The organism is Anaerosalibacter massiliensis (assembly GCF_024623155.1).
GTDB lineage: Bacteria > Bacillota > Clostridia > Tissierellales > Sporanaerobacteraceae > Anaerosalibacter > Anaerosalibacter massiliensis.
Genome location: NZ_JANJZL010000003.1, coordinates 253,459 through 265,427, shown reverse-complemented (window position 1 = coordinate 265,427; position 11,969 = coordinate 253,459). Strand labels below are relative to the sequence as shown.

Annotated in this window: 14 protein-coding genes; 5 read left to right on the top strand and 9 right to left on the bottom strand. The window is 30.8% G+C overall.

The genetic code is table 11. The features are described from left to right. The first annotated feature begins 244 nt into the window (after positions 1–244). Positions 245–1,699: a PQQ-dependent sugar dehydrogenase gene (locus NSA23_RS06600; RefSeq protein ID WP_042679780.1), complete on the top strand. Its 1,455-nt coding sequence runs from the start codon at positions 245–247 to the stop codon at positions 1,697–1,699. A 1,636-nt stretch (positions 1,700–3,335) separates the two neighbouring features. Here NSA23_RS06600 and NSA23_RS06595 read toward each other — a convergent pair. Next, the gene (locus NSA23_RS06595) at positions 3,336–4,220 is read right to left on the bottom strand and encodes a LysR family transcriptional regulator (protein WP_042679781.1); all 885 of its coding nucleotides are present in this window, start codon (positions 4,218–4,220) and stop codon (positions 3,336–3,338) included. Positions 4,221–4,343: 123 nt separating this feature from the next. Here NSA23_RS06595 and NSA23_RS06590 point away from each other — a divergent pair, with 123 nt between their 5' ends. Together NSA23_RS06590 and NSA23_RS06585 are read left to right on the top strand one after the other, a co-directional pair. Next, positions 4,344–4,922, top strand: a complete 579-nt coding sequence (locus tag NSA23_RS06590; RefSeq protein WP_042679783.1) for a chromate transporter — start codon at positions 4,344–4,346, stop codon at positions 4,920–4,922. Further along, complete coding sequence (locus tag NSA23_RS06585) at positions 4,915–5,475, top strand: chromate transporter (RefSeq protein WP_075052109.1); 561 nt, start codon at positions 4,915–4,917, stop codon at positions 5,473–5,475. The genes NSA23_RS06590 and NSA23_RS06585 overlap by 8 nt, the downstream gene beginning before the upstream one ends. 445 nt (positions 5,476–5,920) lie before the next feature. Here the strand turns inward: NSA23_RS06585 and NSA23_RS06580 are convergent, their stop codons facing one another. After that, positions 5,921–6,568 (bottom strand): recombinase zinc ribbon domain-containing protein, encoded by a 648-nt coding sequence (locus NSA23_RS06580; RefSeq protein ID WP_222704730.1) that lies wholly within the window; start codon positions 6,566–6,568, stop codon positions 5,921–5,923. After that, a complete protein-coding gene (locus NSA23_RS06575; RefSeq protein WP_222704731.1) occupies positions 6,562–6,870 on the bottom strand; it encodes a recombinase family protein in 309 nt (102 codons plus the stop codon). Before NSA23_RS06575 ends, NSA23_RS06580 begins: the two co-directional genes overlap by 7 nt. Positions 6,871–7,043: 173 nt before the next feature. Here NSA23_RS06575 and NSA23_RS06570 point away from each other — a divergent pair, with 173 nt between their 5' ends. Both NSA23_RS06570 and NSA23_RS06565 read left to right on the top strand, forming a co-directional pair. Continuing rightward, positions 7,044–7,409: a DUF3796 domain-containing protein gene (locus NSA23_RS06570; protein ID WP_042679786.1), complete on the top strand. Its 366-nt coding sequence runs from the start codon at positions 7,044–7,046 to the stop codon at positions 7,407–7,409. 5 nt (positions 7,410–7,414) lie between these two features. Continuing rightward, entirely contained in the window at positions 7,415–7,618 is a 204-nt protein-coding gene (locus NSA23_RS06565; protein ID WP_042679789.1) for a helix-turn-helix transcriptional regulator, read from the top strand. 242 nt (positions 7,619–7,860) lie between these two features. Here NSA23_RS06565 and NSA23_RS06560 read toward each other — a convergent pair whose 3' ends face one another. The 6 genes from NSA23_RS06560 to NSA23_RS06535 all read right to left on the bottom strand — a co-directional run bounded on the left by NSA23_RS06560 (position 7,861) and on the right by NSA23_RS06535 (position 11,948). Next, entirely contained in the window at positions 7,861–8,142 is a 282-nt protein-coding gene (locus NSA23_RS06560; protein WP_147524970.1) for a recombinase family protein, read from the bottom strand. Between the two features lie 378 nt (positions 8,143–8,520). Next, entirely contained in the window at positions 8,521–8,895 is a 375-nt protein-coding gene (locus NSA23_RS06555; RefSeq protein ID WP_246119175.1) for a hypothetical protein, read from the bottom strand. 429 nt (positions 8,896–9,324) lie between these two features. Then, the gene (locus NSA23_RS06550) at positions 9,325–10,779 is read right to left on the bottom strand and encodes a hypothetical protein (RefSeq protein ID WP_042679791.1); all 1,455 of its coding nucleotides are present in this window, start codon (positions 10,777–10,779) and stop codon (positions 9,325–9,327) included. Continuing rightward, on the bottom strand, positions 10,763–11,065 hold the full coding sequence (locus NSA23_RS06545) for a hypothetical protein (protein ID WP_042679793.1): 303 nt from the start codon (positions 11,063–11,065) through the stop codon (positions 10,763–10,765). The genes NSA23_RS06550 and NSA23_RS06545 overlap by 17 nt, the downstream gene beginning before the upstream one ends. Before the next feature lie 195 nt (positions 11,066–11,260). Then, entirely contained in the window at positions 11,261–11,488 is a 228-nt protein-coding gene (locus NSA23_RS06540; RefSeq protein ID WP_050069731.1) for a virulence RhuM family protein, read from the bottom strand. Between the two features lie 244 nt (positions 11,489–11,732). Further along, positions 11,733–11,948 (bottom strand): hypothetical protein, encoded by a 216-nt coding sequence (locus NSA23_RS06535; RefSeq protein WP_042679794.1) that lies wholly within the window; start codon positions 11,946–11,948, stop codon positions 11,733–11,735. Between the last annotated feature and the right edge of the window lie 21 nt (positions 11,949–11,969).

The window sequence follows — 11,969 nt, the reverse complement described above, 5'->3', positions numbered from 1 at the left end:
CCTAGTTAACAACACTACCGTCTCCACATGCCTTGAGGAGATAAAAATGATGACGATTGAAGCTGATACCCCTTTGAATGTGCAAAAACAGGCACGTCCCCAATGACCGCCCTGGATTTCTCTGATGCTGGTGCGGAAAATGGTGCAATGCGTCATCAGATTCCCCAGCCACAATTTGGTACTAATATAACAGTTCTAATCATATTCTTATAAAAGAAAACAATAAGAAGGAGTGTAAAATAAATTGATAAAAGTTAAAGTTAGTTTACGGCCTATTGTTAGTAAGATAAATTTACCCACTGTTTTGAAAACAACTATACTTCCAGGTGACTCAATCGAAAGATTATTTATTGCAACCCAGGTAGGAGAGATCTTTTACATAGAAAACGGAGTTATAAGGACTTTTTTAGATATTCGCCCACGAATCATAAAACTAGGTGTTTCTGGTGGTGGATATGATGAACGGGGATTGATAGGGCTAGCGTTTCATCCCGAATTTTATTGTAACGGTCTGTTTTATCTTCATTATTCAGTTGCTGGGACACAAGGTCCGGGTGCTCTTCCTAATTCAGTAGCTGGAGCACAAAGTCCAGGTGCTCTTCCTGAATTTTTTAATCCTAATCCGTGTGACCCCAGAACCTTAAACCTAAAGTGGATAAATAGGGAAATTCAATATGATCATATTGACACAGTTGAAGAATGGATTTTACAATCGAATGGTCAACTTCAAAAACGGCGAACATTACTTAATTTAAGAAGACCATTTTTTAATCATAATGGTGTCAATAGCTTAAACTTTTCACCTGAAACAGGAAAACTTATTTTAACAACCGGAGATGGTGGATCAGGCTATGATCCATTTAATTTAAGCCAGGATGATATGGAAATCGCCGGTAAAATAATTGAAATTGATGTAGCTAAGAATACATTTATCTATAATCCACCCGTAGTCACACGTTTTAATGAACTCCCCGTACCTATTCAGGAAACACTTACGGTAATTGCCAAAGGGGTTCGCAATATACCTGGCATTTCATTTCAAAGGTTTTATGATCAGTATATCAAATATGTGGGAAATGTGGGACAGGATCTAGCAGAGTCGATTTTTTCATTCGTTCATTATAAACCAATACCGGTTACTCAGCTTATTCAAGCTTCTTTAATGAAATCTGAACCTGACCAAGAAGGATTTATTAACTTTGGCTGGCGAGGATGGGAAGGTGCTTTTCCTACTTCAATTATAAGGGACTGCTCTGCAAGTCCAACTCTGGATGAGAAAACAATTGCTTATTACAATGAAGCAGTAAAAACTTCAGTGCATCGTCTTCAGCCTCTAACTAGTTATTTTCATAAAGATCCCCGACCCGATAAGTTTGGCGGAACTGCACTTACAGGAGTCCAGTCATATATGGGGAATGGAATCCCCGATTTAATGGGAAGCGTTGTGTTTACCGATTTTGCCCGGGATGAAGAATCTCAACTTCCGGTTAAAGGTGTTTTAGCTTATACCAGGGTAAGAACAGATTGTAAACTAAATGATTTTAGTGTTATTGAAACCGATTATAATTTTGAGTCACAATCAGCTTTTTATGTTAGTTTGGGAACGAATCTGGATCAAACCAGACTATATTTAGGGGTTTATGGCTCTATGAATGTGACTGATTTTAACCAAGGTACTGTTTTTGAAATTGTTCCATGATTCATAACTATAAAATTCGACTTAATACCAGATAAATTCCTTTCTAGGATTTATTGAATCGAAATATAAAACAAACAAGAGAGCAATCATATTCCCTCATTAATTTTGAAACTGATTTGATGTAGATGATGAAAGCCTTTACTGAAGGTATATTAAGAAGATATACCTTCAGTGCTTATACAGAAATATGCGCGTATCAATCAGTATTCTAAAATACTAATAGCACCTGTATTTTTACCCGCGATTGGATTGGCCTTAAGTCCATTAAGTACTCTACCTATTGCGATAGCTGCTGTTTCTAATATTTCTCTTGGTTTTACTGTATTTTTTTCTCGTTTTCACTTGTTTACGTGAGCATCTGGAATATTTCCTTTAGAAAATTCATGAATTATCTTATAAAAATAAAATTGATTAGCTAACTTAAATATGGATTTCTTATCATTTTGGCTATTTGAGGTTTTCAAGATGCAGGCAGTATAACCAGAATTTATTATTTCATAATTTATTCTAATAGACAGAAATCTTTCAATACCACATTGTTATATCATAAAATCCTTAGATAGGATCTATAATCCGTTCTTTTCTTGTCGTAAGTAACATAAAGGACTTAGCCTGAGCATCAAACCGATTGAACAGACGAAGATTTCATGTGCAAAAAAGCTATTCAACGAGATTTCTACGAGTAAGGTTAAATATCACAACGTGGACAGCTGTCAAAGCTTTCTTAACATCATGAGAACGTTGTAGTAAATCCACTAATATTGTAAGGCTTTAGATAACAAAAAACTGCCAGTTTAAAGCTGGCGATAAATTTGACCAAAATTTTTTTGGTAGGTGAGGAGTAGCACAGACGATGAATCAGATCCTGAGTTATACTTAATTCAAAACTGATTCATAAAGATGTATATTGAGTTAATTTGAAAATAATAGCTTTTAGATTTTTATCTCAATGCCTTTAGATTTTCATATTTGGAATTGCGTTTTAAGGTTGTCATCATCAAGAATACCTGATGTCATCTATAAAATGCCCTCAAAAACCGGGTTAAAAAATGCATTTCCAGCCCGGTTTTTGCTCGTTTTTTACTTTAAAACCACAACATCTTGTGGTCAAACCGTCTTATTTATCCTTATAGCTACAATTCATCATCAGAACTATACACTCCACATGCCTTGAGTATACAATAATGATGGCGTATGAAGACATTGGTTCCTTGGTGGCAAGGTACTTTTCAATAAAGTTGTATTATTCAAGCTCAAATTTCTTGATGTTTTTATATCTTCCACCAACCAAATTGAAACTCTATACTTCATCATCATTGTTTTGAAAATTCAGCACGTAGTATTTTTCTGCTACATTCTAATGCGTTCTGCATCAAATTGTAAGCAATAAAACCCTCAAGTGTTCTTTTATATTTTAAAAGCTATATTCTTTACAATTATATTTCTATATTTTTACTTGTATTCAATAGACTTAATATATAATCTTTAAGTATCAATAAGACTCATAATTTCTTCCAAAACCTTTATGGTTCTGTCTTCTAAAAGCAATTTGAATTCATATACTATTTCTCTTGGTGTAATTTTATCTGCCGTAGTAATATCTAACCTGAATACAAATGCTGAATTAAATGCATATTCACTTATTACTTACTTTACTCTTAATTATTTCAATTAATGTTTTAAAACTCTTTGTTTGAAATTTATCTTTATGAAATACAATATGATTTACATTAACTAATTCAAAATCATTTACCTTTATTTCAAAGATTTCACCACTCTCAATTTCTTCTTCTACTAGTATTTTAGGTAACACACTTATTCCTAAATTTTGTTTTACTGCATAAATAAGAGCTTGTGAATTTATACTTGTCCACTCTGGATTTGCTCTTAAATTATGTAGCAATAATGCACTATCAAAGACATCACGAATTGCACTGCCTTTTTCTCTAAGTAATAATCTTTCTTGTATTAACTTATTGATATCTATAGGTTCTTCTAAAGCTAATTTATGTTTAGGAGAACATATTATTGCTAATTTATAGGACGAGAATGGAATTTTTATTAATTCTTCATTATAGATAACCCCTTCAATTAAGCCCAAATCAATTTCATTATTATATAGCATCTCTTCAATTTTTCCAGCATTTCCAATTATAACTTTTGTCGGAGTATTCTTATAAATTGTTTCAAAATCTACTATTGCTTTAGGTAAAATAAAGTTCGCTATAGTTATACTTGATCCAATTTTGATAGTTGCATTGTCTTCTAATTCTTTAACATTTTGTTCTAAATCATCATACAAATCTAACAACTTTATTACCTTTGTCAGAAATAACTTGCCAGTTTCATTTAAATAAATCTTTCTTGAAATTCTATCAAATAAATAAACACCTAAATGATTTTCTAATTCACTAATTGCATTAGAAACTGCTGGTTGGGTTATGAATAATTTTTCTGCTGCCTTTGTAATGCTTTCTTCTTCACATACCATTTTAAAAATACGCAGATGTCTTATTTTCATATCTAACTCCTTATTCATCACCATTTAATTATATATTACATAAAATTATACTATTATACTTATGTTAAATCAAGGTGTATAATAAACAATGTTGAAGATTAATCTATTGGAGGTGCTACTATTATGAAGATTAAAAAATTAAAACTATACTTTTCACTCTTTAGAATCACATTTTATATCAGTGCTTTTACTTTTGGAGGAGGATATATAGTTATTCCTATGATGCGTAAATATTTCGTTAATGACCTAAAGTTAATTAGTGAGCAGGAACTATTAGACATGGCTGCAATCGCACAATCAACTCCAGGTGCTATTGCAGTTAATATTGCTGTGTTAGTAGGTTATCACATTTCTGGAATTACAGGTGCAATTATTAGTTGTATTGGGACAATCTTGCCTCCCTTGCTAATATTATCAATCATATCTTTTTTCTATAAAGCTTTTAGGGACAATAGAATTATTTCTGCAATATTAAAGGGTATGGAAGCAGGGGTTGCTGCTACAATTGTAGATCTAGTAATCGATATGGGTCAAGGAATTTTAAAAGAAAAAAACTGGTTATTAACATTAATGACTCCTGTTGCGTTTTTAGCTAGTTTCATTTTTAACATCAATGTGTTAGTTATTATTATTTCCTGCTCTATTCTATGTTTTGCCCAAACTTATATGAAAAGCAGACAAGGAGGAATCGAAGGTGAGTAAAACTATTTTTACTTTATTTATTAGTTTTTTACAGATCGGTTTATTCAGTATTGGTGGTGGATATGCTATAATACCGTTAATACAGGAACAGGTGGTGAATTCTTACAACTGGCTTACATTGCAGGAATTTACAGATATTATTACAATTTCTCAAATGACACCTGGTCCCTTAGCCGTTAACACTGCCTCTTTTGTAGGAATACGTATAGCTGGTATATCTGGGGCTATAGTAGCTACTTTAGGATGTATTATATCTGGATTTATTATTTCTATATTTTTATACAAATTTTTTAAAAAATATAAAAATATAGATAGTATTTCTAACATATTAAAGGGGCTACGCTCTAGTTCTGTTGGACTTATTGCATCTTCTGCATTTACTATTATTTTGATTGCTTTCTTTGGATCTTCATCATTTAATGTTAAAGCTGTTGACATAAATATTACTGCTATAATTGTATTTGCTATTTCTCTATTTTTACTGAGAAAGTATAAAATAAACCCAATGCTGATTATGGTTCTAACAGGTGTTACAGGCTTGTTTTTTTATTAATAATTAGTGTGAGATGCTATTTTTTAACTGTACTACTTCCCACATTTGTTTGTCAATAATTGCTGAATGGTCTTTTTCTGAATAATACATTAGAACTTTTCAATTGTTTACTGCCATTCTCCTCATTAGGAAAACTACTGTATAAGTCTTTTGAAGAAAAGTATCTTACTACTGCATAAAGGTATACTTTCGTGTATCAAATAGACTCACCTACCAAAACTTCCCCCAAACTATCGTCTGAGGGAACATAAAACACACAAGTGGGGCCGCATGGAAACCGTCCCCTATAATTACATTTCAACCTATTCATTCCCTATCAACACAACAATCTCCATGTGTGTCGGAACTACTATCGGAACACAAAGACTGAACCTCGTTATTATCATGGGAACACAATTCGTCAGTCCTGTGTCTGCCCCTTGCATTTTTTCTCTGTGGCTTGAAGCTATTTGCCGTCCACACTGTTTTTAAGCCCTGTTTTATATACAAAGGTAAGCTGTGCAGGGTCTTTTTTCCCATCTTCATCATATCCTCCCACAATCACTTTCTCTACAATACTTTCAAAAACGTAACGGTCAAATTCAGATAAAACCTCATTTTGTTCTAACGTCTTTTTAAACTCCCGTGAGCGGCGTTTTATGTCTTTTTCATTAGCAGACGTTTCCTGCAATTTTTCTCGTTCCTTTAGTAGCTGTTCCTGCTTCTCCATCAAAGCAGAATACTTTGTTTCATATGTATCTTTATCAATGGTATCTTCCAGCCGCATATCAACCAACTTACTTTTCTTTCTTTCTAATGCTTGAATATCCTTGTCAATCTTCGTAAGCTGTTTATTTACTATACTACTGCTTAATGTATCATCCATTCTCTGTAAAAATTCATCTAGTATGTCTTTGTTATCGTCACATAGCAAACGGTAACTTTCAATAAAAGCATCTTCAATGGCTTTTTCTGGAATACCCTTGCTGTCAGGACAATATTTCTTTCCCTTTTTCGTGGCAGCTACACATTGCCAGATAACCTTACTATAATCTGAACCACTGTGCCAGTTACGCCTAGATAATGTGCTGCCGCAAAAGCCACATTCTAGCATACAGATAAAAGCATACTTTCTGCTATATTTTTTTCTTTCAGCATACGGACATATTTCAAGGTATTTAATGTATTCCTAGCAAATCGGGAAATAGACTTTGTGATAATCATATCAATTTTGCCATTCATACAGTCATTTATCATACGCTGGAAATCTTCCCGTTTTGTGACCTGCTTTCCCGTGATGGCTTCATCTGCATAAATATCCACGAAAACCCATTCCTTATTTTTCTTAATCAAATCGGTATAATATGCTTTCTGTGATTTATAGCTATTTAACTGGTCTTCGCTGTCTTTACTCACTCTACTTAAATACTTATCAAGTTAATTAAAATCAATGTTTTAGAGTATATCAATTATCTTGTATTAGAATATCAAAGATATTTTTTCTAGATTTTAGTAATAATATTAAACTTAATGGGATATATTTGTAATATAAAGATATAAATATGTCACATTAACGAGAGGGGTTTTTTATGAAAAAAGGTGTAAGCAAATATTTATTTTTCTTAGGGTTTTTAGCATTTTTAGGATTTAGAGGGTTAAATAATGAACCACTATACTTTTTCTATTTTGCTTTTGGAGGATATTTTTCTCATTTTTGGTGGTCTAAATTGGGTCAATTTGATGATGAACGTTTAAAAGCCAATAAATATAAAGCTGCTTCAATATCTTTTAGAATATGTTTTGTAATAGCATTTGTATTAATCTATTTAGCTAATCTATCTTCATTAGATTTACAATTAATTTATAAGATACAATTAATAATTGTATCTCTTACTTTTGCAATTTCAACAAACTTATGGGCATTTTTAACCTATAAATTTGATTTAGGGAATTAAATATTATGACAAAGTTTATTAGTAATTTAAAAAAATATCGTCAATTTAATGAACTAACTCAAGAAGAATTAGCTGATAAAGTTAATGTTAGAAGAGAAACTATCGCTCGTTTAGAGAATGCTAAATATAATCCTTCACTTGAATTAGCTGTTAGAATATCAAAAGCATTAGATACTCCGATTGAAGAATTGTTTATCTTTAAACTTTAACTACACTAAATTTAGTTTAGGATTTAGGGATGGAATAGTTGAAAGAAATAAAGTATTTCCAATCCTTTCAAAAATAGAAAAAGGACAACTTAATTTAATTAAGTCTGCCCTTTATCTATTCGGTAAATTATGTAATAAATACAAGAGTATCATTAATTAGATTTTTTTCTTTTAATATTATTGATTCAGATTTTCTTTTTCAAACTCTTTTGCCAATTTATAAAAAGTAGTTCTTTTTAATCCTAGTCTTTCCATAGTAATTTTGCAGTTTGTTCTTTATTAATCCATCTTTTATATTCGATTTCCCAATCTATAGGATATTCTATTTTAGGACGACCTGATTGTCTTCCAGTTTTTAAAGATACTTTTTTTTCGAACTTATTTAAAGGCATAGCATCTATACCTTCTTTTTGTCTATCTAGAATATAAGATCTTTCAAGTTGTGCCATAGCTCCAAAAATGGTTAACATAAATTCTCCACTAGATACTGAAACAAATAAATTGTTCGGTAAAAATATGTCCAAAAAAGTGTTGACATATCACCCTCGTTGTATTTACCGAGATTGGCAATGAAAATCCTCATTTCTTCCATGTATCATAAATCACTTCCTTTCTAATTTTTGGTAAAGAAAAAGCAGCAAACGACTTTACGCTTACTGCTTTTCTAATCACAAATAATTCATATTAAAGCGTAATACCAACCGAATCTAAAATAACAGTTAGTTTCTTTCTCTTTTCTAGTTTATCTGTTCTGACAAGTGTTAAATTTTTATTCTGAATCTTCAATAGCGTTTCGCGTGAAATATCAGAACTAGCACTAAGTTTATTCAATGCATCTAGAGACATTCTTACTTTTCGAATATGATACCAAAATGGCAAATCTATTTCACTTCTTGAATACTTCATAGTATTTGTAAATATCTTGTCTTTTGAGTAAAAATTAACATAAGGCTCATCTTCAGAATATGCTTTTCCATATTTTCATAAAAAGCATTTAAATGAGATTCGACCAGAATTCTCTCTAAAATTTCAGATGGAATTTTATCCAAATACTTTATACGTATAGAAGTATCTTTAATATTTAGTGATGTGTAGTAATACTTTTTGTCATAAGACAGAATCAAACATAATGACAAACTATCTATTTCATAAGCATCAAAAAACACATTCACATTAACTTCATTATAAAGATAATGGTACTTTAAACACGTTTCCTTTTTCTTATATTCTAGCTGATTATATCTATCTACTAAATATTCTTTCACTTCTGGTCTCATAAAGTATTCCTCCAAATCATTTACCCAGTACTCCTCAACTGTAAACTTTATTCTATTGTGTTCCCACACTCTATATCAACTACCACAGAAACTTTGATGTAATCTTTTATCTCTTTATTTCTGCATTTCTCACCATCACCAGTGAATACGATATGCCTGTGAAAGTGCCTAAAATTAAGGATTTCTACATATCTCGTTTTTGTATCAACACAATAGTCTCAACCGTTGTACAATTTTGAGATATATCCACACAAAATATTATCATGAAATCTTATTAAGGTAGATCGATAATTTCAATCCACAACACACATGTAATAGATCAAATACACTACTCACTCCTTAAAAATCACCGCACTCATCATCCAGTTCACCAGTTCACTTTAACTGTGGCTTTATTTAATTTAACTAAAATATATTAAATTCTATTTATTATAGTTCACCATTCATCATAAGTAAGCCTGCCAATACATTTTCCTCAATTACTTCAATTGGCCAACCTAAAGAATCTTTAATTTTTTTTATATAATTCATAAGGTTTTCTGAACATTTTTTTGCAGTTACAAATACTACCATGCAATTTCTGAATTCAATAAACGGCCTTACAATCTGATACGATACATCAACGGGAACTGTTTTGCCTGTGATTTCAACACCTGATTTAAAAGGCATACACAAATAGTATTTTTTACCTTTATACATAATTGGAACTTCCATATCTGATATCTCAAATGCTCCATGTGGTTTTCTTGATTCTCTCTCCAGCACCCTTTTACTAACACCCCTAATTGTTTTTGAAAACTTAACACGCAACTCATCATCTTTCATTTTCATTAGTTTTTCTAAGTGATACTTTTCGACACTTGTAATATCAATTTGATTCAAATCAAAAACTTGGTTAATAAAATCTTCAGTATTAATTTTGATAACTTCTTCATATAAGCCTAGCTCAAACTTTGAATACTCGTCACCCTTACTTTTAAAATAATTTGATAACACCCTTAAAAATAGTATTTTATCAAGAATATCCATTTCCTCAGCTTTTTCAATTAAATTATCAATTTTTAAATCAAAATATTGCTTAAACTTATCAATGTTAATATTATATATACTTGTAAGTATCCTAAATGTTCCCCTTACCCTCTCATTTAGAATTTCGTCAATATTAACGCACGGCTTATAATCACCGTCATCAATATCAGAATGATTTAATAACTGATTTATAAGAAAATATTTCAACTGATAATTTGAGTCTATGATTTTTTGCACTTTCTCTTTAGATAAGTATTTATTTAACTCCTTATCTAATAAGTTCATTAATGGTTTAATTCGATCTCTATATTTGCTTTTTCCTGCTTTATAGTATAGTGAAAGTGTTTGCATCATATTACAAATACAATACAAAGAAGGCACGAAATAATCCTCTAAATCATTTTTAATTATATATGAAAAGGCCCATGTACAATTTTCCATTCTAGAAAAGAAGTAATCATCAGTAGAAGAACCTAGATCACTCTCACCTTTCATTATCGACCTAACATTTAGTAACATTGTCATAACATCTAAATTTATTTTTTGAAATTGATTTTGTATTTTTTCAACATTATTACTTTTCACATTTTGATAAGCATAATGAAAACTTGAATAGTAAAAAAGTGATTCCTCACTGTAAACTTGATTATATATCTTTGCTAAATCTCTTTCTAAAATTACACGCTCATGAGCTTCAATAAATTGGTTTTCAAGTAATGACTCAATAGCTAAATACGCTTCCGCTAATCGACTTCTAATGTACATACTATGATTTTCATTATCATCATACTTAGTAACATATTCATGAACAGAGTTCCCAAGGTATTGAAATAAACTCTTATATTCTTCTCTCATATAATAACTCCCCCTTTATAAGTATATTTACACTAAATGAATTTGGATTTCTTTTAAGTTTTCTATACTCATCATTAGTTAAACAAATTAAATCCAGTTTCCTATTGCCTTTTAGATACTTTTTAGTAACGCTTAACCTTTTGTGAACAAACATGCTCTCAAAATCATCTGAAATTATTACCAAATCTAAATCACTTGTCTGAGTTGATAAAGTGCCATAGCGTATTATTTTCTCAACTTGCAGATAATCAATTAGTTCTGAGTAATCTAATTCTGTATTTTTCATATTATACCTCCCGTTAATAAATAGTATCAATTTGTTAACTATTTATAAAACAAGCATCACAGAGTCTCTTTATTCAACCTTTTCCCTATTATTAAATTAATAATGACTAACAAAACCACCATTTAGCTTTATCCAAAATAAACGAAGCATCTTTTCTAATATATTCTTTTAAAGCATTACTTATCTTGTTCTAAATTATGTACCTCTCAAAGATTTTACACAATAGCCCACAGAAATAATGACATCTAAATTATAGTAATCTGCTTGATATGTTTTACTATCAACTGCAGTTGTTGTATAATTTGCAACAATTGCAGTTCTTGTCAATTTACCTTCATTAAGTATATTTTTTATGTGCATAGAGATGATGTATTTATCACGCTGAAATAATTCTGCCATTTGATCAATTGAAAGCCAAATCATATCATTCTAAAAAGTTGTTTATATTTCAGTCAGACCATCTTCTGTTTGATACATTATAATTTCAGAATACATATTCACACGCTTTATGCGTTTTTCTTTTATTATATATATTTCACCAAGATACTTCCATCTATTATACTAAAAAGAGGCTAAGTTTAAGTATTGTTTTATTGCACTAAACTTAGCCACTAACATTGGGATATTTTATTAAAAACTCCTAATTTATATGAATTAATCTAAATAGTTATACTAATTCAGCTTTCTGAGCTATCTTATGGACGGGAATCTGTCCTTCTTCATCACCAAACTCCACATTTATGTTGATATGTGTATCTGCATTTTTATGGGAGAGCGATACTACCGTCTCCACATGCCTTGAGAGTACAATAATGATGTCGTGAAGACCCAGTGATTCCTTGGCGGAAAAGCTCACCAGAAATTTGTTCAGATTATAAACCATCAGCTTTACATTTTATGCACC

Excerpts from the sequence above, each read along its gene's own strand:
- NSA23_RS06595 (WP_042679781.1), bottom strand. The coding sequence starts at position 4,220 with ATGAAAATAAGACATCTGCGTATTTTTAAAATGGTATGTGAAGAAGAA.
- NSA23_RS06590 (WP_042679783.1), top strand. The coding sequence starts at position 4,344 with ATGAAGATTAAAAAATTAAAACTATACTTTTCACTCTTTAGAATCACA.
- NSA23_RS06580 (WP_222704730.1), bottom strand. The coding sequence starts at position 6,568 with ATGCTAGAATGTGGCTTTTGCGGCAGCACATTATCTAGGCGTAACTGG.
- NSA23_RS06570 (WP_042679786.1), top strand. The coding sequence starts at position 7,044 with ATGAAAAAAGGTGTAAGCAAATATTTATTTTTCTTAGGGTTTTTAGCA.
- NSA23_RS06565 (WP_042679789.1), top strand. The coding sequence starts at position 7,415 with ATGACAAAGTTTATTAGTAATTTAAAAAAATATCGTCAATTTAATGAA.
- NSA23_RS06555 (WP_246119175.1), bottom strand. The coding sequence starts at position 8,895 with ATGAGACCAGAAGTGAAAGAATATTTAGTAGATAGATATAATCAGCTA.
- NSA23_RS06550 (WP_042679791.1), bottom strand. The coding sequence starts at position 10,779 with ATGAGAGAAGAATATAAGAGTTTATTTCAATACCTTGGGAACTCTGTT.
- NSA23_RS06545 (WP_042679793.1), bottom strand. The coding sequence starts at position 11,065 with ATGAAAAATACAGAATTAGATTACTCAGAACTAATTGATTATCTGCAA.
- NSA23_RS06540 (WP_050069731.1), bottom strand. The coding sequence starts at position 11,488 with ATGATTTGGCTTTCAATTGATCAAATGGCAGAATTATTTCAGCGTGAT.
- NSA23_RS06535 (WP_042679794.1), bottom strand. The coding sequence starts at position 11,948 with ATGGTTTATAATCTGAACAAATTTCTGGTGAGCTTTTCCGCCAAGGAA.